The following is a 25899-nucleotide window of genomic DNA, read 5'->3' as shown; positions in this document are numbered from 1 at the left end:
TGTTTTTTCGCCATGTAAAACACGTCCTTAATATTGTTGATTATGATTTAAACATGACGCCACTACCTGTGTCCACTTTTTATGCTAGCATCAATATTTGGATTTATCGGCGAATCCATGCCTTTTATCGGCGAATCGAAGAAAAAGCAATCTTCGGAGTCTAACCAGTAACAATGAACACTTTCCTCATTATTGTTCATTGTATTTCCTGCTATGGCATTTTAATATTAAGGTATAGATGGTCAACACGGTGTTCATTACAGTGCTTGATAAGGAGGCGTTTTTTGATGAATCCAACCATTAAAGTGGAGCAGGTTAGCAAGAGCTTCGGAAAAAAGCCCGTTTTAAATGACGTCAATTTGACGATTGAGAAGGGGCAATTATACGGACTAATCGGTCCATCGGGGGCAGGGAAAACCACATTAGTTAAAATGATTGTTGGCATGGAAAAAGCGGATGCCGGATCGATTCATGTATTAGATGTACCGATGCCAAATCTTGCCCTGTTGCAGGAAATAGGCTATATGGCACAATCCGATGCCTTGTATGTAGAACTGACCGGTGAAGAAAATCTTAAATTTTTTGCTTCTCTATATAAGCTTAATAAAGAAGAGCGAAAGAAGCGAATTGCTTATGCTGCGGACTTAGTCAACCTGACGGGTGATCTCAAGAAACGGGTTGCAGCTTATTCTGGCGGGATGAAGCGTCGGCTTTCCCTGGCGATAGCGCTCATCCAAGATCCGAAAATTTTAATCTTGGATGAACCTACAGTTGGGATTGACCCCGAATTGAAGTTGTCGATTTGGAATGAATTATTACGTTTAAAAAATGAGGATGAAAAAACGATTATTGTGACCACCCACGTGATGGATGAAGCTGTTAAATGTGATTATATCGCCATGGTTCGCGACGGCCGCATATTGACAAGCGGCACGCCTAATGAGTTAAAAGCATTATACGGTACAGATGATTTCGATGAGGTATTCCGGAAAGCCGGGGTGAAGCAGTCATGAGAACGATGGCGCTAATCAAAAGAATCATAAAGCAAATGGTTCGTGACAAACGAACGTTAGCCTTAATGTTTGTTGCACCGCTGTTGATTTTGACCTTGATGTATTTTTTATTTAATGGGAATACAGTTGAACCGAAATTAGGCGTATCGGGTGTGGATACCAGTCTAATAAAAGCTCTAAAGAATGCCGATATAAAGGTAAGGGAATATGAGAATGTAACAAAAAATACAGTGGTGGATGATGATCTGAACGGGCTGCTGGTCCAGAAAGACGGGCAAATGAATTTGACACTTCAAAATGATGATCCTACGTCAGCTAGGGGTTTGCAGGCAAAGGTTAATCAAACTGTTGTGGCTATCGCAGAGTCCAAACTGATCCAGCAAAATCCGGCACTCGCAGGCATGATGCCCAAAAAGATTGAAACAAACTACGTTTATGGAAATAAAGATACAGTCTTTTTTGATGTGTTAAGCCCGATATTAGTTGGATTTTTTGTCTTCTTCTTTGTATTCATCATTTCAGGAATTGGTTTATTGCGCGAGCGGACGACCGGAACATTGGAACGGTTATTGTCGACTCCCATTCGCAGGGGAGAAATTGTTACAGCCTACCTCGCCGGTTATGGCATGTTTGCAGTGATTCAAACATGTATCGTCGTTTTTTATGCGATTAATGTTTTGAATATCGTGCTGGTCGGATCGATTTGGAATGTCTTGCTGATTAATCTGCTGTTAGCCTTGGTCGCTCTTTCTTTAGGAACCTTGTTATCAACTTTTGCCGCTTCTGAATTTCAAATGATGCAGTTTATCCCCATCGCGGTCGTTCCACAAATCTTTTTTGCAGGGATTTTCCCGCTTGAAGGAATGGCCGATTGGCTGCAGGTAATTGCAAAGCTGTTCCCAATGTTTTATGCCGGGGACGCTTTAAGGGGCGTTATGTATAAGGGATTTAGTTTTAGTGAAATCAGCGGTGATCTTTTGGCTTTGGTCATTTTCGCACTGATTTTTGTCATTTTAAATATCTTATCTATGAAAAAATACCGGAAATTATAATAAAGAGAGGGGATGATTAATATAATCATCCCCTCAAGTTTTTTATCGGATTGTTTTTAATGCACCGCTCCAAGAAACGACTTCGTTAAGCATAGCCGTTACATTTGTAAGGTGTAATTCAGCTGGCTTGAATTCACTTCCGTTAACGAAATCAGTAAATAATGACAATGTTGGATGTGTACGAACATCAGCCACTTTTAATTCTCCTAAGATGCCGCGTAAGTGTTCAGCCGCACGCGCTCCTCCTGTTGATCCATAGCTGACGATTCCAGCAGCTTTGTCATTCCAAGCTTCACGAGCAAAATCAAGAGCATTTTTTAATGCGCCTGTGATGCTGTGGTTGTATTCTTGAACGATGAATACAAAACCATCAAGTTCAGCAAGCTTTTGGTTCCATGCAGCAATGCCTGGTTCAGAACCGTCAGTTGTGCCTAAGAATGGTAAATTGAAATCTGCGATATCGACGATTTCGTAATTAGCATCGCCTCGTTTGTCAGCAATTCCTTTAATCCATTCTCCCACTTGTGGACTTACGCGTCCTTGACGAGTGCTTCCTAAAATTATACCAATGTTTAATTTTTCCACAGTTTTTTCCTCCTCGGATGTTTTTCCAAATAATTTATCTAATAATCCCATTATTAGCACCACCTAAAAGTAAAAATCTCAATTTGAGATATTTTGATTTATCTCATCTCAAATTTAAATATCTTTAATTCGAAATAATAATATAATACATTTCACATTTTGTCAACCATTTTTATCTTATCCTGTTAAGGGTTTAAAAAAATAGGGCAGAATCGCTTGTGGTGGATTTTGCCCTAATATTGTTAAGTTATTTTTTTAAATGATAAGGTACAGTGGAAATGACAACATCTTTATGCCTTATTAACCATAAACGAAGCAGTAATGCTGTTTGATTGTGCAATAAGTTATGCCACCATTTTTTAGGAATAAATTGAGGTATAATAATATGGATTTGAGCTTTATATTGTTCTTTTTCTTCAATAATATGGATTAACCTTGTTAGTGGTTCTAATATGGACCGATATTTACTTTTTAATGTAAGTAATCGGCAAGGTGTCCCCCACTCTTCCCACTTGGCTTCCATCTTTTTCATGGACTCATCGTCAAAGCCTACATAAACGGCTAATAAATTCTCCTGGTCTAAACTTTTGGCAAAAGATAATGTATTTATGATGACTCGATGAATTCCCGAAACAAGTACGATGGTTATGACTCTGTTCGTTTCAGGATGTTCCGTTTTAAGATCTATTCTTAACTCGGCTGCAACAGCCTTATAATGTCTCTGCACATAAATGGAACCGAGAATAAACACAGGTATAACGACTAAAACTACCCAAGCCCCGCTTGTAAATTTTGTGACTGCAAAAATAACCGCTACTATACTCGTGATAAAAGCACCAACAGTATTAATGGCAAATTTCATTTTCCAATGTGATCCCTTAACACGTCTCCACCTTTTCACTAAGCCAAATTGTGCTACGGTAAAGGATAAGAAAACCCCAATGGCGTATAAAGGAATTAAAGCGTTCGTATGAGCGTGGAAGGCAAGAATCAGCAGGCTCGCTGTTGCAGCCAAAGCAATAATTCCATTTGAATATCCCAGCCTGTCTCCCCTATTTGTAAGTCCACGCGGTAAATAACCGTCGGCAGCTACGATGGCAGCTAGTTGTGAAAAGCCTGTAAAGGTGGAATTGGCTGCCAGAATTAATACGATAAATGTAAACCAAATGATAATTTGATAGACAATCCCATGTCCAAAATAATACTGGGTTAATTGTGATAACATGGTATTATGAGGGTCAGGAGAAATACCTCTAACATACAAATGATACGCAAACCCTAAGAGAGTGATAGATGTAATCGTTCCTAAGGCAATATACGTTTTGATTGCACTTTTTTGTTGTGGTTCCCTGAAAACTGGAATCGCATTTGAAATGGTCTCGATTCCTGTAAGCGCAGAACATGCGGAACTAAATGCCTTTAATAATACCAAGAGCGTCAATCCGTCTGGAACCGTGCCAAACTGCGGCGTGGCACGTTGAACAAATCCATGATTAACCTCATCGATAAAACCAAAACCAATCAAAATCAACATACAGGCCATGAATCCCAAGGTTGGCCAGGCAAATATTTTAGCCGATTCTGCCACACCCCGAAGGTTGACTATTAATAAAATAAAAACACAAAAAATAGCAAGCACTGTTTCATAGGGAGCCACAACAGGATAGGCGGATGAGACTGCTTCCAGTGCAGCAGAAACGGAAACCGCTACGGTTAAGATATAATCCACCAGTAATGAACTGGATGCCACTAGAGATATCCAGCGTTGCTTAAAGTTATCCTTTGCAATCGCATAAGCTCCTCCGCCATTGGGATAGGCAAGTATTCCCATAATATAGGAAAGGATCAAAATGGCCAAAAGGATGATGGTAGAAATCGTTATTGGTATAATATACCATTTTGCTTCTGATCCTAAATTTATCAGCTCGGTGATCCCAGATTCGGGTCCGTAGGAAACAGAGGAATACAGATCCGCTGACAATATAGGAAGCGCAATATACCAAAGCAATTTATTGTGCTGGGCGTTCAATTCTGCTGTTCGCATCGGCCTTCCAATTAATATTCGTTTAACACTGCTGAAATTAGTGATGGAAAACCAAATTGCGATTAAAGCAATGGCGGCAAAAATAAATTCTAAAATCTGTGATGGATGTGTCACGGTAAAATCCCTTCTTTTTATGGAATAAATGAAGCGCCGCGGCCCAGCTTAGCAAAAAAAGGCATAATAAAAAGACCACATTTTTTCTTAAGAAGCTATTTTTGCAAAACAAAAAAAGCCCCCTGAATTAGGCGGTCTTTGACCTCCTTCGCTTTAGCCGACGAAGTTAGCTGACGGGTAGGATGGCGAAAGAGTTTCTCATCCCTTCTGATTCCAGAATTAACCCCAAATAATTGGTTCCTCCGTTCCTGAGATTCCTCAGGATTAAGCCGATTTATTAAATTCATTTGAAGCAATTTTATTCCTTAATGATTGGAATGTAAATGATTAAATTTACTTTAAAAGGTCCGTAATCGGGGGAAAAGATATAAAATATATTACTTTGCTTAATTATTCTAAGAAAAGCTCTATTTTTCTCCACACTCTAATCATTTTTTACTTTTATCGGTTTACCAATAAAAAAAGAGCTGCCGGAAGCAGCCCTTCTCTAACCAATTTTCTCATCATATTTACGTTCATCATGCACGAAAAGAATCCCCAGCTCGTGGTGATCCCCCTCAAATAAAACCCGCTGAACGAAGCGAATTTCGCCATTTGTGTCGAGAACATCGAGTTTGCAATGGGCACGGTTTTTTTGCAGGGCTTCGTAAAACACTTTTTCATCAAGTACCAGCATTCCGTTGACTTTTGCGATGATTTCCCCTGCTTGAAGTCCCATTTTATCGGCAGGTGATTCCGGTATAATCCCGATAATCATCAGGCCTTGATTTTTTTTTGAAAAATAAAATGGAAGTCCTTCATCTTTCAAATAAGCAAGTAATGCTAAAGACTCACGGCCAATGATAGCCAATGAGGCAACCACAATGGCGTATAGCGGATTCCAATAGCCGGCTGTGGAAAGGATCGTAACAAGGCTTCCAAGGAAGATGACTCTCCGGCCATGCAGCTCAACAGCTTCTTTTGGCAGCATTCCTTTAATTTGTTGGTGAAAACCAATCGCAAAAGGAACAAGGATAAGCGAAAATTCCTTCGCACCGATATGAAAGACTGGCCACCATTCGAATGGAAGATGAAGAACATCACCTGGAATCAGGAAAAACATTGGGAGCATCCAGATTCGCTTCACTTCATGGACTCCAATGCTTTGCCCTCGCTTGCTTTTTGCTAGTTTAGGAGAGGTCCCAATACTTCCATTTTTAACAATCATCATCCCTTCCGCGATTAACAAAAGCCCCAATATGATGACCATGGAAGGATACACCTTATCACCAATGGAATGAAAGGCATCCGTAAATGGGGGAATGGACCAGTTATTTTCCGCAAACAAAATGATAGCAAAAAAGGCTGCGCCTACCGTATAGGCTGGTGAAACCCAACGAACATTTGTTGTAAGAGACCACAAAAACGTAAACCCGGCGATTAGCAAGATTGCGGCAAAAGGAACGACAATACCTGCCGCGACAACAATAATGGAAAGCACAAGACCAATTAAAAGGCCAGTTGGAAACAACTGCCGGAGTTCAAAATAGGCATCATATGCCCGAATATGAAAATTTTTTCTTTCACGTTTCACCCTCATGACACCTAAAATCCCTGCAAGGAAAACGAGATAGTATAAAACAGGATTAAGAAATAACTTGCCTGTCCCTTTAAGAAGCTCTACAAGCCATATTTGCACCAATTCCTGTCACCTGCCTCTATTAAATTTCTAGCATTCTAGTAAAAAATCTCTTAAAGATTATTTTACCAAATAACAACCATAAAACATATTGCTAGTTTCTAGAAAAATGAAAAAATGTCTTTCTTACTAATTTCGGCAGGCCTTTTTGTGTCTTTGCGAGCAACTGCCACTACTTTCCGCGGACTTTTGCCGGAATTCCGCGGAATTTTAGATTTATTCCGCAAACTTAGCCGCTATTTCCGCGGAAATTCTCGAAAATTCCGCAAAAAAAGCAGTTTATTCCGCGAATCAACTTCGATAGTAGAAAAAAATGACAAAAAAACAGAGGCCAAAAGCCCCTGTTTCCTATTTTGTAATCAGCCTTAACGCCGTCTGAAGCTGGAGATCATTTTTCTCTTTTTTCATTTCTTTAATCGCAATTTCCTCCAGTTTAGCAGCTGTTTTACTGTCCACTTTTCCTGTCGGTGTCAGATTATATTGTTGCTGGAAACCTTTTACAGCAATTTTTGTTTCGGAACTAAAGTATCCGTCTGTCCGGCCTGGAGCAAATCCAAGGGCGTCAAGAATTTCTTGGGCGCTCTTTACTTGCTCATTGTTCATGTCCTCCACAAGCGGCTTCTCAACCTGAAGCGGATGAGTTCCAAAAATGGCCGGCTGCTTGATGGCGACATCTGGTTTAATGCCTTTTTTATGAATCCAATTTCCATCTGGGGTCAGCCATTTAGCTAGGGTTAATTTAATATTACTTCCATCCCCCATTGGTACAGCCTGCTGCACCGTTCCTTTGCCAAAAGTGGTTTCACCGACCAGCTGGTAACCAGCGGCCTCCTTAAGGGATCCAGCCAAGATTTCCGAAGCTGATGCACTGCCCTTGTTTATCAAAACAATTACTGGATAATCCTTCTTTTGAGAAATAGTAGAGAAATAGCGTCTCTTATCACCGTTTCGTTCCTGAATTTGCACATATGGCTTATCCTTCGGCACAAATTCTTTTAAGATTTCACCGACGCTCTCCAAAAATCCACCCGGATTTCCCCGGACATCGATAATCAGACCTTTGATATGATCGTTCTCCAAAGCCTTTAAATCCTTTTTAAAATCTGCTGCTGTATCTTCTGAAAATGACGTCACTTCAATATAACCGACCTTTTTGCCATCTTGCTTTTTAACCGAAGCGTGGACGGTTTCAAGGGGAATTTCATCACGCTTCACCTCAATAGTGAGCGGTTCTTTTAATCCATTACGGGCTATCTCCAGCTTTACAGTGGTGCCCTTTTTGCCGCGGATTTTTAACGTCGCTTTATTTAGGTCAAGTCCTTCCACACTCTTGCCGTCTACCTTTAGAATTTGATCGTTTGGCTTAATGCCTGCTTTTTCAGCTGGGGAATCTTTAAAAGGAGAGACGATAACAATTTTGCCATCCACCATGCCGACCTCAGCGCCGATTCCTTCAAAAGATGATTCTAAAGATTGGGTGAATTGCTGGGCTGTCTCCTTGTTCATATAAACCGAATAAGGGTCCTTTAAAACGGAAAGCATCCCTTGAATGGCCCCTTCAACCAGCTTGTCATTGTCTACTTTTTCAACGTATCGGCTTGAAATCAACTCATAGGCTTGTTCGACCTTTCCCAAGTCGGCAGTTTCCGATGCAGAATTTACAGCTTTATTTTTTGGAGATAATGCTTGCTCGAGGGCGGAGCTTGATTGTTTTTTTTCAAAAAACTGCATTCCTGCATATGTGCCCCCCGCTCCCGTGAGAAGCGAACCCGTCATTAACAGGGCAATCCATTTTCGATTCATTGAGATCCTCCTCAGCTTAATTGCCTATTTCCTATCTATTTTTATATAAAGGCATCATTTTCCTGCCCGATTATTAACATATATGAAAGAAATGGACGAGTTATGAATAGAAATGTGGACGAACCATATGAGGGATTAAAAAAGAATATAAAAAAAGAAGAAGCATCAAAGCTTCTCCTATTTTTTATTATGGCAGTGGAACAATTCCTACAGGATTGATGGCATTACGCTTATCCTGTGTCCACGGACCTTTATGAAGTTCAAAGTGTAAGTGCTGTCCAGTAGAATCACCAGTGTTACCCATGACACCGATTTGCTGGCCTTTCTTCACAACAGCTCCATTACCAACCATCCGAGAGCTCATATGGGCATAGACAGTGGTATAAACTTGTCCATTAATGGAGTGCGAAACGAAAATACAGTTTCCATAACTGCTGGACAGATAGGATCGAATAACAACGCCATCTGCCGCAGCCACAATTGGAACCTGAGTTCGATTGGCAATATCTACACCATAATGGAATTCTGAACCGCGTCCGCCAAATCCGGAAGTGAATGTTCCGACAGCCGGCTGTGTCCAATAGCCGCTGGAAACACCCGGTACGGCTCCAGAACTCGCTCCGCCGCCGCTGCTTAAACTTGAACTTGAGCTTGAGCTTGAGGAGTTGTTTTTATTGGCTGCTGCCCTTGCTGCCGCCTGAGCTTGTTTTTCTTGTTCTAATTGAATGGCCTTTTGAACCGCTGCCTCTTGTGCTGCCAAGATTTCTTCCTGCTCTTTTAAATCCATAACATGATCGTGTTCTTCTTGTTCCTGCTCCACAAGACTGGCTAATAATTTATCTTTTTCCGCCTTTTGAGCAGCCAGCTGCTTGTTCAATTGTTCTAAGTTTGCCACCATGGCCTGGAGGCTGGCAAGGTCTTTTTCCACTTGTGCTTGCTTTGTTTCAAGTTCCTTTTTATCGGCTTCATGCTGCTTTAAAATATCCCGGTCCGCTTGCATGATGGTGGCGACCGCATTGGCACGGTCAATGAAATCACTAAAGCTTTCGGAGCCCATTAAGACATCGAGATAGTTGACCATTCCGCCATTTTCCTGATAACTGCGCGCACGGTCCTTTAAGAGTACATTTCTCTTTTTAATTCGATCCTTTAAAACCTTTGTTTCTTCTTCAAGTTTTGTAATTTCTACTTTGGTTTTTTCTATTTTAGCCGTTTCATTATTAATCTTATTAGTCGCGTCTGTGATGGCATAGTCCAGGCGCTTCATTTCGTCCTTTACGTCTGCCTGCTGACTTTGCAGGTTACTGATTTTATCATTTGATGCATTTATTCCTGATTTCACATCGGAACGCTGCTCTTGGATTTTATTTTGGTCGCCTTTTAGTTTAGAGATGGATTCTGCGCTTGTCTTAGCCGGAACTCCCGCAAAAATGGTTCCAATTCCCACTGCGGCAACGGTAGCGAGAGTTATTAATGTTTTCCTCATCTCGATTTCTCCTCCCATTTCTCTATGTACAGGTAAATCGTTCTTTATCTGTCTGTTTATTAACACGAAGAAATCAGGAAGGACTACGTAATGAGCCCTCCCTGATGATTTTTAAACCTTGGGTCTTTTAAAATAGTAGTTGATTTGCGCTCCAGACGCTTCGCTCCAATCAACAGTGCTAAAAATCAACAATAGTCTTTTATACAGCCTAAACCTTTAAAAACTTCCTAACGGACATGACGCTTCCCCATACTCCTATCAAAGCCCCCATTAAAATGAGGATGCCGGAAACCTGATAGACGAATGGATCAAATGGCAGAACTTTGATAAACGTTCCCTGAAGCTTCGGTCCGATATAGTCATAAGCACGATAGTAGGCAATTGCGATCAGGATGATCGGTAATATTGAACCAAGTATTCCAAGCCACAGTCCTTCAAGGAAGAATGGCCAGCGAATGAAATTATTGGTAGCCCCTACTAATCTCATAATCTTAATTTCTCTGCGTCTAGCAATAATGGTAATTTTAATGGTGTTAGAGATTAAGAATATCGCTGTAAAGAATAAGCCGATAATTAAGACAATCCCGACATTTCGGCTTGCCTTGATAAATTTAAATAATTTTTCAACCTTGCCCTGCCCGTATTTTACTTTTGCCACGAAATTGTCTTTTTCAATTTGTTTTGCAACCTTCATGGTATCTGTCGGTTTTTTCGTTTTTACGATAAATACATCGTTCAGCGGATTATCCTGTTCAAATAGCTTAAAGGCCTTTCCTTCTTCACCAAGGCTTTGCACTAAGTCTTTTAATTCTTGTTCCTTTGGTGAGAATTTGACACTTTTTACTTCAGGAATCTTTTCAATCTCACTTTTTAAAGCTTGCTGATCCTGTTTGTTTGCAGCAACGTCGATGTGAACGCGGATTTGCACGTCCTCTTCAATGGTCTCTGCCACTCTATTAAGATTCATCATAATAACGAAAAAGACGCCGACTAAAATTAATGTAACGGTAACAGCACTAACGGATGCAAAGGTCATCCAGCCATTTCTGCCAATGCTTTTTATGCTTTCGCGGGCGTGACGGCCAATTGTTCTAATTTTCATAACCGTAATCACCTTTCTGCTCATCACGTACGATTTTTCCGCCTTCAATAGCGATCACGCGATGCCTTAATGTATTAACGATTTCCCTGTTATGGGTTGCCATCACAACTGTTGTTCCTCTTTCATTTATCTCTTCAAAAATCTTCATAATTTCCCAAGACGTATCAGGATCCAGGTTTCCAGTAGGCTCATCTGCAATAACAACTTTCGGTGAGTTGACGATGGAGCGAGCGATGGAAACACGCTGCTGCTCACCACCGGAAAGCTCGGAAGGCAGCATTTTAATCTTATGCTTTAAGTTCACAAGGTCAAGAACTTCCATAACCCGTTTTTTAATATACTTCGGCTGTGCTTCAATTACTTCTAATGCAAACGCAACATTTTCATAGACTGTTAGAGTAGGAAGCAGCTTGAAGTCTTGGAAAACAACACCTAGATTCCGTCTGAAAAGGGGAACCTTTTTCATCTTTAGTTTTGCTAAGTTCACACCGTTCATCATGATGGTTCCTGAGGTTGGTACTTCCTCACGGTACATCATTTTAATGAAGGTCGATTTCCCGGCACCACTTGGGCCAACGACATAAACAAATTCGCCCTGGTTGATCCGGACATCTATTCCATTTACGGCCGTTACGCCGTTCGGGTACTTTTTATATACCTCTTGCAGTTCTATCATTTTATATCACCTAGTTTTAGAGTTTATTTTAGAAAATTCGACAAAATTCTTCTTTTATTTTCAAAAACGGCCAATTTCCAAGACAATGTGTGCAAAATTGCGCATGATATTATTATAACATCATAAATCGTCAAAAAAAGCGGTAAAAATATTACAGTTTCTTTTCAAAGAATACAAAATCCGCCATAATTATCTAATGTTAATGCTCTTTTTTTTAAAAATACCAAGATGGTTTTGTCGATTTTTTTCGCTTGCATATTTATTCGGTAGGAAAGAAGGTCTATTAATTTTAGAGGGATTCGGGGATCTCGCGGGTTTTAACGGGGATTTCGCGGAATTGTTGGTTTATTTCGCGGGTTTTCAATTTTATTCCGCGGAAATTAGCATTTATTTCGCTGATTTCCTACATAATCTCGCGAAAACTGCACATTTCAGATAAATAAAAAAACGCTCTGGTGATTTGACAGAACGTTTTTCAATCCTTTTATTTTTTTTCTGAAAGCCATGCCGCTACGGTTTCAGCGTCATCGCCTTCCACTAGGTTCGCTGGCATTCCGCCTGACTTGCCATTTTTAAGAATGTCTAAAATTTCATCTTTAGAGTATTTAGATCCAATCTTAGTTAAGTCCGGCCCCATTGCCCCCTTTAAATCCCCGCCATGGCAGCCTGAGCATTTTTGATCAACAATCTTTACTGCCTCACCGCCAGAAGCAGTATCCTTGCCATTGTCATCGTCTGAGCCGCCGCCGCACGCTGCAAGTCCCATTACTAAAGATGTCCCCATTAATAGCGTTAGTAGCTTTTTTTTCATTATTTTTCCCCCTACAGAAAAAAATTCCATTACTATAATAGTATAAACTAGTACTAGGCCCGTTTAAAACCCTCACCTAGCACCTCTGCCGCATCCATAACAACGACAAATGCAGATGGATCAAGAGTTTTAACCAATTGTTTCAATTTTGTGAACTCCGATTGATCGACCACACACATTAACACGGGACGTTCATTATCAGTAAATCCCCCATGTGCAGAAAGCTTGGTCACTCCCCGGTCAACTTTTTTCAAAATACCTTCCCGAACTTCCTCCTGCTTATTGGTAATGATCATCGCCATTTTCGACCGGCCAAATCCAACTTGTATCAAGTCAATTGTTTTACTTGTCACATAGAGAGCGATTAAAGCATACAGCCCTTTTTCGATATCGAATACGATGGCAGCACTTAGAACAATAATTCCATCAATCATAACCACACATCTACCCAACGTAAATCCTGTGTATTTATTAATAATTTGGGCGGCTAGATCCGTTCCTCCTGTCGATGCTTTCCCTCTAAAAACAATTCCAAGGCCGAGACCGACACCAATTCCGCCAAACAAAGCTCCAAGGAGCGCATCATGTGTCCATGGTTCTAAATTTTTTGTAGCAAATACAACCATCGGCAGAAAAATCGTACCAACTAAGGTTTTTACCCCAAATTGCTTTCCTAATAAAATAACACCGGCAATAAACAGCGGAATATTAAATGCCCACTGTACATATGCCGGCTCCCAGCCAAGGACCGTTTTCAGAATCGTGCTGATGCCGCTTACACCCCCAGAGGCGATTTGGTTTGGCAGCAGGAACAAATTAAAGGCAACCGCAATGATTGCAGAGCCGATTAAGACAAATACATAATCAATCGCCACTCTCGTTTTCGGATATGTATTGGTAATATTGCTTAAAATATTCATGATTGCTTTCTCCTCTAAAATTCTTCATTTCACTAACCGAGAGTGAGTATAGCATGACCCAATTAGGCTGTAAATGGCATTGGGCTGACGTATTAAAGGATTAAATTTTTATTAGCATTTACTATTGCAATAGTTTTCATGAAAAATAAATAAGCCTTTGCCGAACCTATCGACAAAGGCCTTAACATTTTTATGAAATTCTTGAACGCAAATAAGCGTTTATAAACTGATCTAATTCCCCGTCCATTACAGCCTGAACGTTACCACTTTCCGTACTGGTTCGGTGATCCTTTACCATTGAATAAGGATGGAAGACATAAGACCGTATTTGGCTCCCCCAGCCGATTTCCTTTTGTTCACCGCGAATTTCCAATAGTTCTTGTTCCTGTCGCTCAATTTCCCGTTGATAGAGCTTGGCTTTTAGCATTTTCATGGCAGCTTCACGGTTCTTTATTTGTGAGCGCTCTGACTGGCACTGCACTACCACACCAGTTGGAAGGTGAGTAATCCGCACCGCTGAATCCGTTGTATTGATATGCTGTCCGCCCGCACCGGTCGCACGATACGTATCAATTTTTAAATCCTCTGTCCGGACTTCGATTTGAATATCATCGTTCAATTCAGGCATCACTTCACAAGAGACAAACGAAGTATGGCGACGCCCTGAGGAATCAAACGGCGAAATCCGCACAAGCCGGTGAACACCTTTCTCTGCTTTTAAATAGCCATAAGCATTATGACCTTTTATCGACAAAGTCACACTTTTTATCCCCGCTTCATCGCCGGGCAGGTAATCCAGTGTCTCCACCTTAAAGCCCTTCTTTTCGGCCCAGCGTGTATACATCCTAAGAAGCATTGATCCCCAGTCCTGTGATTCCGTTCCACCGGCACCAGGATGAAGCTCTAAAATCGCATTATTTTTATCATACTCTTCACTTAAAAGAAGCTGCAGTTCAAATTGATTTAAGCGGCCGGTTAACTGCAGAAGCTCGTCTTCCATCTCTGCAAACAGTTCGGCATCATTTTCTTCTTTGACCAGTTCATAGGTCAGTTCCAAGTTTTCTAATGAGTCATTTAATTCATTGAACTCATTCACCTGATCTTTTAAACCGTTAGCTTCACTAATAACAGTTTGTGCAGCCTGCTGATCATTCCAAAAATCAGGATGCAGCATAGCATCCTCTAGCTCAGCGATTCTGGCTTCTTTATTTTCAAGGTCAAAGAGACCCCCTAAAGTCCGCTAATTTCTTAGCTGTTTTTTCCAGTTCATTACGAATTTCTGCTAATTCCATTTTCGTCACCTCTATAAAAGTAAAAATCATACCCTGTATTTTAGTATATTCTGAAGTCATCGCTCAGTTCTTATCCATTATAGCGTGATTGCCGTATAAAATTCAAAACTTGACCGTTTGATAGAAAAAATACTTCGTATATTTCATCTACCATCCTGTCAAAAATGGTACTATTAAATATGAACAAATTGGACAAAATGCACATAAATTCTTTTAGTTTTCTACATAACATTCTCACAAAAATCAGGATATAAAGGAGCGGAGTGAGTTGGAGAAAATAAACCGTAATGACCCTTGTCCTTGCGGCAGCGGGAAAAAGTATAAAAAGTGCTGCGGCGCAAATGAAGCTATTTCTATCTCGCAAATCCTTGAAGGGGAAATTGATGACCTGCAAAAGCAGCTGATTCATTTTGCTGTCTATCACTATGGACGTGACATTCAAGAGGATTTTGAAGCCTTCGAGACTTTCACGGACATTGATAATGAACAGGAATTGCATTTTTATGAATTGATCCATACCATTTGGTTTTCGCTTTTTGAAGAATTAGAAGACGGAGAGACAATCATCAAGAAATTTATTGCTTCGGAAACTGGCAAAATGAAGCGTCCGAAACTAAAGCAAATTTTACAAACCTGGACGAATGCCAGAGCCATTGCCGGACAGGTCATTACCCTGGAAAATAACAAAATGACCATTGAAGACGGGTTTACTGGCGAACAAATGGATGCGGTCGTTACAGGCATGCCGGTTACCATTGAGGAAGGCTCCTTCTTCGTTGGAATTTTGATGCCCTACGAACAAAACTATGTCTTTTTCCCATCCCCATTTGATTTGCCGGAAATAGAGCCCGAACATGCCTTCCAATATATTAAGGATGGCAGCAAAGACGAAGATTATGATTCTCCACAAGAGTACCTGACTGATTTTTTCATGGAGATTTTGAGTGAACTTCCGATGATTGGCGGCTTGCTTGATATTGACGAAATGGATTGGCCAGCACCGATTTATAAAGAAGTCGCGGATATTTTCAAAAATAGGCTTGATGCCTTTGGCGTGCCGACCCCGATTGTCGATACAGGCGTTATTCTTTGGCTGAATTTTTGCCTAAAAAAACAAAAACGCATCCAAAATCCGTACCTTTATGCAGCTGCCCTTCATTATTTACTTTCTACCATCGCTCCTATGGAAAAAGTGTTTACTCAAAAGGAATTAGCTGAACTTTATGAAGTTTCTCCAGGAGGTATCAGCTCAATTTATTCAGAGCTGGAATCTGCACTATCATCAGAAATTACTGAGCTGATGGGACTCGTATTCAATGACGGCGAAGATCCGCCATTTGAGGAAGCAACCGTGATTGAGTTTCCTAAAAGCCGGAGTATAAATGTGGTTGAATCCAATGTGCTGACATTGCCAAGTGCTGAAAAGGCTGCGAAAAAAGGAAAAAGCCCTTCGAAAAAGATATCGAGAAGCGCTCAAGAACGAGCTAGAAATATGATCTACGATGCCATGCAGACAGAAGGAAAACATCGATATAAACTAGCTGAAGAAGCACTAAAGCTTAATCCAGATTGTGCCGATGCCTACGTCATTCTCGCAGAAAAAACAAAGAGTCTTGAAGAAGCGATTCTTCTCTATGAAAAAGGAATTCAAGCCGGTGAGAGAGAACTAGGCAAAGCGTTTTTCAAAGAAAACTCCGGCTACTTCTGGGGGCTAGTCGAAACAAGACCGTTTATGCGGGCAAAACTCCATTATGCTGAGTCCCTATCTCTCTTAGGAAAAATCCCTGAGGCAGCCACGCAGTATGAAGAATTGCTCGAGTTAAACCCTATGGATAATCAAGGTGTTCGTTACTCTTTGTTTGTAGCCTATATCGATTTGGGTGAAATGAATAAGGCAAGGGTTTTGCTCGAACAATACGAAGAGGAATCTGCCCAATATTATTACAATAAGCTGTTGCTTGAGCTGCACAATAATGGTTTTACAGCAAATGCAGCTAAGCTCTTAAAGGCGGCAAAAAAAGAGAACAAACATGTCATTTCCTATCTAACGGGACGAAAACTTCTTCCGGCCTACACCCCAGAATTTTACGGGTTTGGAGATGAAAATGAAGCAATTGTATATGCCGACATGCATTTGCATTTGTGGAGGAAGATTGAGGGGCTGAAAGAGTGGTTAAAAAGTATTAAATAAGTTAAAAAGAGCGGAAAAGTTCCGCTCTTTTTTATGGAGTAATCCTTTTAGGTCCATGTGCAGTATCAATAAATGATTTGCTATCGCTGTGACATTCTGAGCATGCTGTTGTACTTTTTCTATTATGTTCAACAGTAGTTGTCAGGCTTATCCCTGTTTCTTTATCATAGATGGCTTTGCCTGTTTCACCATATAATACGGTTTGACCATTGTGGCACGATAAACAAAATTTACGCTGCGAATCGATGTCCCAATCACCATCTGTCTTACTAAACCAATTATCATCAAGCTGATCAGTCTTAGGTTTTTCACCCTGCAGCTTTTCGTTGCCAAGCTCTGTTCTGAGCATGTTCAAATTAGCTGCTCCGTGTGTTTCATGGCAATCAGCACATGGAAGCTGGCCATTTAGCGAACTTCCGCTGTCAATTGTTGCTTGTATATTATGTCCGGATTGGCTCTTAAAGGTCCCGTCTGTATAATACTTTTCAATATTTTTTGCTTTGCTTCCATTGTGACAACTAAAACATAATGAGAAGTCCATTGAAATCCCTGCAGCTGTTCCTGCTTTTTTGTAGCTATATAAAGGACCATTTCCACTCGCCATTCGGTGAATGCTATTTGGATTATCTTTTGTCCCTGGGGTATGAGGGTCATGACAGCTAGAACATGAAACACTTGTACTCTCAAAATGTTTACTATGCTGACTATTATCTTCAATCTTTGGTGAACCAGTCCCATCATGACACGCCATACACATATCATTTTCATTTTCACCTTTTTTACCATTTATGAGAAATTCATTGGTACCATTATGTGTACTATGGCAATATGAACATGCATTGGTTACAACGGAAAACGGCCCATGAACATAGTCGTTATCCCTGTAATTAGTCGAAGTGTCTCCTTTGTCAGCAGGAAATTGATATTCTTCATATTTACTGACAGTAGTGAATTTTAGGAACCTAGGAATAATGGGAATTTGTGATACAGTACTGAATTTTGGATTTAAATAAACATTATAAGTAGTTCTTGGTAAAAAATCCTTATCTGGTGTAAATGAATATACATAGGATTTAAGATCATTCGACAATGCGGCCGTTTTTACTAACCTTTCAACTCCTGTAATATCACCAAAAGAAGTGAACAATGGCTGCGTTTTAATATCGATTAATGGTTCTGTGCTTCTGATATCTAGTAATATCTTATAATCCAATGGTACACGAGTCATATCCTCTACTGGTAAATAGCTGCTAGGAACGTCTCCATCTGGTACATATTCCTCTGAAGCATCAATTGGAATCAGATACATTTTTGCCAGGTAAGGTCTTTTTCCCAGTGTGTCTGCAGCTAGAACACCGGTTACGATAGATAGTTGGCTGGTACTTGATTCTGTAGTTGTTGAAGTTTGTCCTGTATCGGCAGCCTGATTTTCAGCTCCTATTTCAGTGCCTGTCGTCTCCTCGGATCCAGACTGATTTACCGTAAAGGTCCGTTCAATAGGCGAACTGCTAATGCCATCCTTATCTGTGACTATAATGGAGACTGTATGATTTCCCACACTAAAATCATTCTTCACATAAGTGAAATCAGCAGAAGGACCGTTTGGTTTGATCGTCAGCGTTCCTTCATTTGTAATCTCTCTCGGCTGCTGGGCAGCGCTTTGCTGATCAAATACTTTTACAAGAAGGCTTTCAGGCGGTGTATCATCATCTGTAATGGTGCCGGTAACTTCGACCGCTGAAGCATCAAACACCGATTCCTCTGGGGGGGCGATGATACTGATTTCCGGTACACCCCCAGCCGATAGAACATGAGTATCAGGAGAATAGGAAAGGAGGGAACCAATAATTACGCCCCATATGACAATGCATGAAATTATTTTTCGTTTGAAGTTCATCCTTTTCACGGTATTCATCCTTTTCTAATTGCCTTTACAAAAAGTAAAGGCTTTTTATTTAATTATATCAACTGATTAAACATTAATTTTCATGGTTAAATTAAATATTTTTGACAGTTTCTAGTCCAGATGCAATAATAAAAACAAGGCAACAATAGTGATATTGTCACCTTGTTTACTATGATATTAATCAGGGCTAACAAATAGTGAGGCTATTTGTTAGCATTTTTTTATTTTATTAAGTTCTTACCGGAGTAATCTCCACCAGGAACAAAGTACTTGCTAGCATCTGTAGTATTAGGATAATTTGTTGTTCCCGGAGTATTGGCGATTTGGTGTGTAGATTGGTGACAAGCCCAACATACAGCCATATTTGTGAATCTCTTTAAGGAAGAACCTTTTTTACTTACATCTTTCATATAAGCTTTAGCTTGTACTTCAGTCCACCCTTTTTTAGTTTGTAAATCAGCAATTGTGTTACCAGCTGTATCTCTTAATGTTGTAATATCTGTACCATGTGCATAGTGACATGCCACGCAGCTTCTGCCTTGCTTAGTGCTGTTTGTAGTATGTGTATAGTGTACTCCGTCTGCTCTAGGGCCATTTTCTCTATTTTTTAGGTAATCGTCATGGCAGCTTGCACAGAATTCAGAGTAGTTCAATTTGTAATCATAAACCTGTGCTTGTGTTAATCCATCAGCAGGTTTATTATAGATACCATTTGATTTGTAAATTTTTAAGCCTGATAGACCTGTAGCACTATTAATAGCAGCGTATGCAGGATCTTCTACTAAGTTAAGCTTAATAGCTTTTGTACCAGTTGGAACCTGATTCAATTTCGTAATTGTTTCAGCGTAGCCAACGATAGTGACATTATAGTTGTTACCGTATTGCTTACCGGCAACAGTTTCATTTAATAAACGGTCATTAGCTGATCCGTGTGGATTATGACAGCTTGAGCATTCAAATACAGCAGTAGATTTATTGTTTAATGCACCAGGGGCAGCACTGACTGCTAAATCTGAATCTACATTGTGCATAGAAGCACTTTCTTCATGAGAACCCATAACACCAGCTTCACTTGCTGCTTTAACGTTATAGAAGCCCATTGTACCATCATGGCAGGACATACAGAGCTCATATTCGCCGCTCTTCATTAACAGGTATTCGTCTTCCCCATTGTGCGTACTGTGACAGTTTGCACAAGAGTTTGTGTTGTTTTGGAAATTACCATGTGTTCTGTGCGTATTGTTGTCTCCAAAGTTATCTACAGTTCCAACATTAGATGGTAGTTTCACTTCTTCTGCAGAAGCAAGAGCGCCGAACATGCTTAGTAAAATAAGCATGAATAGTGCAGACACACTGATTTTTAACTTACTCACTCTAAAAACCTCCCTAAAATCTCTCTCTGTTTGTTTTCTCTCTTTTTTGTTTGGTGAACAGAATAATAGACTTTCTTTTCTTCACCACCCCCTTAATTTAAAACAAGGTAACAATACTAAAATTGCTACCTTGTTCTGAAATCAACTTTTTCTTGCCAATAAACTGCTAAAATATTATCTGATTAGTCCTCTTCCGATGAAACGGCCGTCTGGACCGATGTATTTTGGATCAATTTGATTTGAAATACTAGTTGCGTGACAAGCAAAACAGATTGCCATGTTCGTGTATTTCTTTAATGAAGAGCCTTTAACGCTTACATCTTTCATATATGCTTCAGCTTTTTCTTCTGTCCAGCCATATTTTCCGCCATCCGCAACCGGCTTAGTAAGGTCAGCAACTTTTTGTCCTAATGCATCTGTTAAAGTTGTTACATCTGTACCGTGTGCATAGTGACAGGCAGCACAGTTTCTTCCTTGTGATGTAGAGTTTGTAGTATGTGAGAACAGATAGTCATGTGTATCTGTTTTCGTTGCATTGCTAGGTCTGCCTGATGATCTCTTTCCATAGTAGTCATCGTGACAGGCAGAACAGAATTGAGAATAGTATTGTTTATCAAGTGTATCTTTTGGACCGATTGATTTTGTGATTTTTAATCCGCCACCTGTAAGTGTGTTGATAGCCGTATAGTCAGGATCCTCTGTCAAGGCAAGATTAATCGTTTTAGTGCCCACTGGAACCGACACAAATGTGGTTGGATTGTAAGCGAAAGGTGTAGTTCCAATCACTGTTTCTTTCAATAATCTGTCATTAGCTGAACCATGTGGATTATGACAACTAGAGCATTCTAAAATATCTGTCGAGGTATTCTTTACTGCACCAGGTGCTTGTTTCACTAACAAGTCTGAATCAACATTGTGCATTGATGAACTTAAATGGGAATCATCAAAAGTTCCTGCACCGCTTCCTTTTGTAACATCATAAAAACCCATTGTTCCATCATGGCAGGACATGCAAAGCTCATATTCTCCATCTTTCATTAACAACATTTCATCTTCACCGTTGTGCGTACTGTGACAGTTTGCACAAGAGTTCGTGTTGTTTTGGAAATTACCATGTGTTCTGTGAGTACTTTGATTACCAAAGTTATCAACATCACCAACATGGATTCCAGGTGCAGGGTTTGTAGAAGTAGGCGGTACGCCATCCTCCGCAAAGGCAACTGCACTGAATATGCTCAATAACATAAGCATAAAGACAGTTGATAACCCAATTCTTAACTTACTCATTTCTAAAACCTCCCAAATTTCTCTCTCTCTCTTTATTTAATTGTAAAATGCAAGAATTTTACTTTTTCCGGCTCACCTCCCTTACTTGGAAGGGGAATTTTAATAGAAAACGGATACTCTTTGATTGATAGTATCTGTCACAAACAAGGTGTCTCGATCGTCAATAAACAGCCCATTTGGAAGATAGAGTTTATCATTTTCAGTTCCCATTCCACCTAATTCATATAATTCCTTTCCATTCTTATCAAAAGCATAAATATTATGTGCAAGATTGTTTACCACAAAAACATTGCCCTTAGAATCGACGGCAACCCCTCTTGGATTTAGGAAGGTAGGATCCCCTTTTCCGTCTTTTGATCCATTGATAATTTTGATGAATTTGCCAGACTTATCAAAAACTTGGACTCTATTATTCCCTGAATCTGTAACGTAAATATGATCATCATTATCGACCGCTACCGCGTTTGGTGCGATGAATTTACCTTCTTCCATACCAGCGCCGCCGATTTCCAGTAGTTTCTCTCCACTTAAATTAAAAACAAACAATTTATTTGCTTTAATATCAGTAACATAGAGCTTTTTATCAACAATCCGCAGCCCGCCGGGTGATTTTAGCAATTTTTCTTTATCATTAAAGTATTTGAGAAACTTACCTTTCGAATCGAAAATAGAAATATTGGCATTGTATAAATCGGCAACATAAACATTGCCATCTTTATCTCCTGCTATTCCATATGGGAATTTAAATTCGCCTTCTTTTGTACCTTCTTTCCCGAACTTAAACACCGAAGTACCTGACTGGTCAAACACTTGCACTTGTTTGTTATTTGTATCACTTACATAAACAAATTCCCCAATTTTTGTTACATCCATTGGTTTATTTAGCGGTGCATTAAACTCCCCGTATAGGGCATTCGTAAATATCGGCGGTCCGCTCGGATCTACTTTGGCAACAATCGGTTTGATCGTCGATTCTAAATTAAAGAAATAGATTGCTGCAAAAAAGGCAACGGAAAGTGCGACAATACTACTCATCAATATATAAACAGTTCTCTTTTTCAAGTGTGGTCAGCTCCTTCTATTTGTTGTCTTTGCCTTTTGCAGCAATTCTCTCCAGACCTTCAGAGGCAGGTTTATAAAGCGGATCATAGGTTAAAGCCTCTTTGAAAAACTTCTCAGCTTCCTTCTTTTTGCCTTGATCCTCTGCCACTCGTCCAATTTCGGTGATGATATCTGTATTAGTCGGCATTAACTTTAGGGCTTCTTTAAGAGATTTATTCGCTTCGTCATACATTTTCAAATTGCGATAAACCATTCCTGATAGCAGATGTGCTTTAAAATTACGAGGTCCTAACTCTACTGCTTTTTGAGCCTGCTTTAAAGCATCGTTGTATCTTTCTTCCTTAATATAAACAAGACCTAAGTTAAAATAGGCACCAAAGTATTTGCTATCTAGGTCGGTTGCCACCTTCAATTGTTTAATGGCATTGTCGTTATCACCTTTTACAAAGTAGGAGTAGCCTAAATTCACCCGGTTTTCAGCATTATTTGGCTTATCATCCACTAATGCTTGATAATAATCGATTTGTTTATCAAGCCGGCTTTGGTCTGAATTGGACCATAAATATTTTTCACTTACAAAATAGCCTCCGCCTACACTTAGAATTAAAGTAGCAAATAAAAGCATAAAAGCTTGTAATTTAGTAAAATACTTACTTTTTTCCTTCAACTTTGCTCTTTCGTTTATTTCTTTTTCTGGATTGATTGGCAGCTCTCTAGCTTCCATAATATCCACCTCAAATTCACTTGTATTTTCTGATTACCCATGATCGCCTTATCGGTACTTTCAGAACCTATATCGCTCTAAATCACAGGTACTGACTGTTACACGGGTTTATACTGCACTATTGCTTATGGCATGCTGTACACTTTGGTTTTGAATGGCACGTATAGCATTTTTCTGAGGGTCTCTTAACTCCCTCTAACGGAATAGGATGGTTTTCTTTGAAATTCTTTTGACTATGTTTGCTCGGATGACAGCTTGAGCAATTCACTTGATTTCCAGTTGCGGTACTAGACTTTTTCACATCATGGCATGCGATACAAGATTGTTGATTTTTGATTGCAATCGATCCATGACTGCTGAAAAAGCTGCTATCATGGCTAGCCGGACGCTTGCTGTGGCAGTCCTTGCAAAATGTATTCTCTTTTGCATAGTCGTATTGGTTCTTTTGTTTTGTGAGAGTATTATCCTGATTAAGGAAACTATCAATTACAGATGGATCCTCATACCCTTTTAAAGGTTCCTTCGACATATCATTATGGCACTGTTGGCATTTCTTTAAATTTTCTTCCGCCAGCTTTCCATGCGTTTTTGTTTTAAAATCAGCTTTTTTATGGCTTTTAGGGATCATACCCGTTTTGTGACAGGCTGAGCATTCAGTGGTTACTTTACGAGCCTTATGGCATTCCACACAGGTGTCCATATCTGGACGGATGAATTTGAAATCCGCCATCGCAGAAACACCGGTTTTAGAATCCCATTTATCATAGTCGGTTTGGAACGTCATTTTCCGATCGGCAATTTTACCGTGAGCAACACCGTTATGGCATTGGATACATTCAATATCTTTGTTTTTGTGTTTATCATGGGGGATGATAATATCCCCGGATGCTGTGACATCGCGTTTGGATACATCATGGCAGCTCTCACAGGCACTATCAGGTATTTCCTTAGGCATTCGAATAGGCGCTGTGTACGTTTGCGTCGCTTTCTTGTATACCTGTAGAAGACCATTGGCCTTCGCTTGAGCATATTCTTTTGTACCTGAGCCTATATGACATTTAACGCAATCTACTTCGCTATGTGTGGACGCCTTCCACGTGTAATACTCCGGCTTCATCTCATGGCACGAGGAGCAGAATTTTGAACTCGAAGTAGATTCCACTCCTATCAATCCCAATGCGAAAAAGACGACGATAACTAACAGTGATACTGTTAAATATTTATATAGTTTGTAGCGAGTCCGTGGAGGAGAGGTCTGTTTTATGTGTTCTTCTTCCACTATTTTCCCTCCTCTTAAACCTTAATTCTTATCATCTTTAAAACCGGTTCTATGGCAATATTTGCAATAAACATCTTTTGGTGCTTTAGCTGCGTTAGTGTCCGCTTTTGGTTTATCTTGGTCATGACAGACGAAACATTCTGCTTTCTGATCACTTGTTTTGGCTTTAGAAGCGTGACCTGTCAACCATTGATTACTTTCGCCATGTCCATCCGGACGATCGGCGTGACAGGCTGCACAGAAATTGTTGGTTCGCGCTTGATCTTTTGCTAGAGTCATATTCGGTGTGTACTTAATCTTTTGATTTCCCATTTTCAGAAGCGAAATGATATCCTCTTTTGGAATTTCCCGTACCCATTTGGAATCTTGGTGACAGTTCATACATTTATCAAGCTGTTGGACAGCAGTTTCGCCGTGGTTTTGGTTCCAATTCACTTTTTTATGTGATTTAGGAATCACTGTTTGTTTATGACAAGTCTTACATTCCATTGAAATTTTCACATTTTTCTTCTGCTTTCCAATTGCCTGCAAAATGATATCTTGTGTTTTTTGCTCATGCTCTAAAGAGGCGGCTTCGGTCTTTTCTCCTTCAGCTGTTGCTTCAGCGGAGGTGTCTTTTACAGTTTCTTGATTGTTCTCTTCAAGTTTTTTTTCTAGTTCTTCTGGATTTGGAGGAACAATATAAGCAACATCCTTCCAAGGTTCTTCACCGTTATTTACCTTGTCATGGCAATCAATACAGGTTCCCATGTTTGGTTGCAGGTATTTTTTCTCGATTAATTTTTCTGCATTTTCTTTTGTCCATTCACCGCGTGCTTCTTCAACGTTAATACCGCGTCCGGCAATTTTGGCATGAACGACACCAGCGTGACAAGTGACACATGGGATATCTTTTTCAATATGCTGTTTGTGATTTACCTTTAAATCCCCTGACGCTGTAACCAACCGGTTCTTCGAGTGACATTGTAAACAGTTATCGTTCGAAACAGCCTCTTCCTCAGTTTGCACAATTTGTTTTGGAACGCCTGTAACGTGGTAGTACACTTCCTTCATAGATTTCATTTTATGTGTGATCATGTTCGTGAACCCTGGCTTAATATGACACTGAACACAGGAAATCTGGTTATGCGCACTTGCTGTATAAGTTGAATACTCTGGTGCCATCTCGTGACAGCTGGCACAGAAGGTTGGTGAGTTGGTTAAGGAAAGAACTCCATATCCCCCGCCAAAAACAACAATGCAGCCAATCAGTGAGACAAAGAGTAATTTCCATCTGTTCACTGGATTCTTCCAATCTATATTTCGAAACTTTTGCCAAAGTTTGCGAATAGGGCCAACTTTTTTTCTTTCTTCTCTAGTATCGGGATTATTTTCTTTATTTTTTTTCCCCCAAAAGGCCACTTTTCTCACCCTTCTCATCCTGGATTCATTATCTATTTATTTTCCATTTTAACCTCTCTAAAGGTAGTATCTAACATTGGGAAAGGTTATTCCAATGTAC

At 40.0% G+C, this 25899-nt stretch carries 20 protein-coding genes and 1 riboswitch; of the genes, 3 read left to right on the top strand and 17 right to left on the bottom strand.

The genetic code is table 11. The annotated features are described in order from the left end of the window. The first annotated feature begins 287 nt into the window (after positions 1–287). Both PH210_RS23040 and PH210_RS23035 read left to right on the top strand, forming a co-directional pair. Positions 288–1013, top strand: coding sequence for an ABC transporter ATP-binding protein (locus PH210_RS23040; RefSeq protein WP_289988708.1), 726 nt, complete (start codon positions 288–290; stop codon positions 1011–1013). Beyond that, the gene (locus PH210_RS23035) at positions 1010–2065 is read left to right on the top strand and encodes an ABC transporter permease (RefSeq protein WP_289988707.1); all 1056 of its coding nucleotides are present in this window, start codon (positions 1010–1012) and stop codon (positions 2063–2065) included. The genes PH210_RS23040 and PH210_RS23035 overlap by 4 nt, the downstream gene beginning before the upstream one ends. A 42-nt stretch (positions 2066–2107) precedes the next feature. Here the strand turns inward: PH210_RS23035 and PH210_RS23030 are convergent, their stop codons facing one another. The 10 genes from PH210_RS23030 to prfB form a co-directional block, all read right to left on the bottom strand. Further along, positions 2108–2701 (bottom strand): NADPH-dependent FMN reductase, encoded by a 594-nt coding sequence (locus tag PH210_RS23030; protein WP_289988706.1) that lies wholly within the window; start codon positions 2699–2701, stop codon positions 2108–2110. 196 nt (positions 2702–2897) lie between these two features. After that, positions 2898–4808 carry a potassium transporter KimA gene (gene kimA / locus PH210_RS23025; protein WP_289988705.1) on the bottom strand — a complete coding sequence of 637 codons (1911 nt, stop codon included), beginning with the start codon at positions 4806–4808 and terminating at the stop codon, positions 2898–2900. Between the two features lie 140 nt (positions 4809–4948). Continuing rightward, positions 4949–5089, bottom strand: a riboswitch (cyclic di-AMP (ydaO/yuaA leader). Between the two features lie 206 nt (positions 5090–5295). After that, positions 5296–6489 (bottom strand): PDZ domain-containing protein, encoded by a 1194-nt coding sequence (locus tag PH210_RS23020; protein WP_289988704.1) that lies wholly within the window; start codon positions 6487–6489, stop codon positions 5296–5298. A gap of 345 nt (positions 6490–6834) precedes the next feature. After that, positions 6835–8289 (bottom strand): S41 family peptidase, encoded by a 1455-nt coding sequence (locus PH210_RS23015; RefSeq protein ID WP_289988703.1) that lies wholly within the window; start codon positions 8287–8289, stop codon positions 6835–6837. A gap of 187 nt (positions 8290–8476) precedes the next feature. Continuing rightward, the gene (locus PH210_RS23010; RefSeq protein ID WP_289988702.1) at positions 8477–9775 is read right to left on the bottom strand and encodes a murein hydrolase activator EnvC family protein; all 1299 of its coding nucleotides are present in this window, start codon (positions 9773–9775) and stop codon (positions 8477–8479) included. Positions 9776–9983: 208 nt separating this feature from the next. Then, positions 9984–10877, bottom strand: coding sequence for a permease-like cell division protein FtsX (ftsX, locus tag PH210_RS23005; protein WP_289988701.1), 894 nt, complete (start codon positions 10875–10877; stop codon positions 9984–9986). Then, positions 10867–11553, bottom strand: coding sequence for a cell division ATP-binding protein FtsE (ftsE, locus tag PH210_RS23000; protein ID WP_289988700.1), 687 nt, complete (start codon positions 11551–11553; stop codon positions 10867–10869). Before ftsE ends, ftsX begins: the two co-directional genes overlap by 11 nt. Positions 11554–12037: 484 nt before the next feature. After that, positions 12038–12364, bottom strand: a complete 327-nt coding sequence (gene cccB, locus PH210_RS22995) for a cytochrome c551 (RefSeq protein ID WP_289988699.1) — start codon at positions 12362–12364, stop codon at positions 12038–12040. Positions 12365–12417: 53 nt separating this feature from the next. Next, positions 12418–13284 (bottom strand): YitT family protein, encoded by an 867-nt coding sequence (locus PH210_RS22990; RefSeq protein ID WP_289988698.1) that lies wholly within the window; start codon positions 13282–13284, stop codon positions 12418–12420. A 190-nt stretch (positions 13285–13474) separates the two neighbouring features. Then, positions 13475–14576, bottom strand: a protein-coding gene (gene prfB / locus PH210_RS22985; protein WP_289988697.1) for a peptide chain release factor 2 whose coding sequence is annotated in 2 segments (ribosomal slippage) — positions 13475–14503 and positions 14505–14576 — 1101 coding nt in all. Because the reading frame shifts where the segments join, the coding sequence is not laid out codon by codon here. Positions 14577–14844: 268 nt separating this feature from the next. On the opposite strand from prfB, the gene PH210_RS22980 reads away from it, so the two are divergent. Further along, positions 14845–16767, top strand: a complete 1923-nt coding sequence (locus PH210_RS22980; RefSeq protein WP_289988696.1) for an SEC-C metal-binding domain-containing protein — start codon at positions 14845–14847, stop codon at positions 16765–16767. A 31-nt stretch (positions 16768–16798) separates the two neighbouring features. Here the strand turns inward: PH210_RS22980 and PH210_RS22975 are convergent, their stop codons facing one another. From PH210_RS22975 to PH210_RS22945, 7 genes are all read right to left on the bottom strand, one after another. Beyond that, positions 16799–18664, bottom strand: coding sequence for a cytochrome c3 family protein (locus PH210_RS22975; RefSeq protein ID WP_289988713.1), 1866 nt, complete (start codon positions 18662–18664; stop codon positions 16799–16801). Between the two features lie 230 nt (positions 18665–18894). Further along, on the bottom strand, positions 18895–20046 hold the full coding sequence (locus PH210_RS22970) for a cytochrome c3 family protein (RefSeq protein ID WP_289988695.1): 1152 nt from the start codon (positions 20044–20046) through the stop codon (positions 18895–18897). Positions 20047–20220: 174 nt separating this feature from the next. Continuing rightward, complete coding sequence (locus tag PH210_RS22965) at positions 20221–21333, bottom strand: cytochrome c3 family protein (protein WP_289988693.1); 1113 nt, start codon at positions 21331–21333, stop codon at positions 20221–20223. 99 nt (positions 21334–21432) lie between these two features. After that, positions 21433–22395, bottom strand: a complete 963-nt coding sequence (locus tag PH210_RS22960) for a 6-bladed beta-propeller (protein WP_289988692.1) — start codon at positions 22393–22395, stop codon at positions 21433–21435. 16 nt (positions 22396–22411) lie between these two features. Next, the gene (locus PH210_RS22955) at positions 22412–23119 is read right to left on the bottom strand and encodes a tetratricopeptide repeat protein (protein ID WP_289988691.1); all 708 of its coding nucleotides are present in this window, start codon (positions 23117–23119) and stop codon (positions 22412–22414) included. Positions 23120–23237: 118 nt separating this feature from the next. Beyond that, the gene (locus PH210_RS22950) at positions 23238–24398 is read right to left on the bottom strand and encodes a cytochrome c3 family protein (protein WP_289988690.1); all 1161 of its coding nucleotides are present in this window, start codon (positions 24396–24398) and stop codon (positions 23238–23240) included. Positions 24399–24419: 21 nt separating this feature from the next. Then, positions 24420–25808, bottom strand: coding sequence for a cytochrome c3 family protein (locus PH210_RS22945; protein ID WP_289988689.1), 1389 nt, complete (start codon positions 25806–25808; stop codon positions 24420–24422). Positions 25809–25899: the final 91 nt, after the last annotated feature.

Source organism: Paenibacillus sp. BSR1-1 (assembly GCF_030403775.1).
Taxonomy (GTDB): domain Bacteria; phylum Bacillota; class Bacilli; order Bacillales; family Cytobacillaceae; genus Neobacillus.
The sequence above is the reverse complement of the archived record's forward strand: the minus strand, read 5'-3'. Positions and strand labels throughout refer to the sequence as shown.

What these genes read in the sequence shown, in the direction of transcription:
- PH210_RS23040 (WP_289988708.1), top strand. Translation starts at nt 288, where the DNA reads ATGAATCCAACCATTAAAGTGGAGCAGGTTAGCAAGAGCTTCGGAAAA.
- PH210_RS23035 (WP_289988707.1), top strand. Translation starts at nt 1,010, where the DNA reads ATGAGAACGATGGCGCTAATCAAAAGAATCATAAAGCAAATGGTTCGT.
- PH210_RS23030 (WP_289988706.1), bottom strand. Translation starts at nt 2,701, where the DNA reads ATGGGATTATTAGATAAATTATTTGGAAAAACATCCGAGGAGGAAAAA.
- PH210_RS23015 (WP_289988703.1), bottom strand. Translation starts at nt 8,289, where the DNA reads ATGAATCGAAAATGGATTGCCCTGTTAATGACGGGTTCGCTTCTCACG.
- PH210_RS23010 (WP_289988702.1), bottom strand. Translation starts at nt 9,775, where the DNA reads ATGAGGAAAACATTAATAACTCTCGCTACCGTTGCCGCAGTGGGAATT.
- ftsX (WP_289988701.1), bottom strand. Translation starts at nt 10,877, where the DNA reads ATGAAAATTAGAACAATTGGCCGTCACGCCCGCGAAAGCATAAAAAGC.
- ftsE (WP_289988700.1), bottom strand. Translation starts at nt 11,553, where the DNA reads ATGATAGAACTGCAAGAGGTATATAAAAAGTACCCGAACGGCGTAACG.
- cccB (WP_289988699.1), bottom strand. Translation starts at nt 12,364, where the DNA reads ATGAAAAAAAAGCTACTAACGCTATTAATGGGGACATCTTTAGTAATG.
- PH210_RS22990 (WP_289988698.1), bottom strand. Translation starts at nt 13,284, where the DNA reads ATGAATATTTTAAGCAATATTACCAATACATATCCGAAAACGAGAGTG.
- PH210_RS22975 (WP_289988713.1), bottom strand. Translation starts at nt 18,664, where the DNA reads ATGAACTTCAAACGAAAAATAATTTCATGCATTGTCATATGGGGCGTA.
- PH210_RS22965 (WP_289988693.1), bottom strand. Translation starts at nt 21,333, where the DNA reads ATGAGTAAGTTAAGAATTGGGTTATCAACTGTCTTTATGCTTATGTTA.
- PH210_RS22955 (WP_289988691.1), bottom strand. Translation starts at nt 23,119, where the DNA reads ATGGAAGCTAGAGAGCTGCCAATCAATCCAGAAAAAGAAATAAACGAA.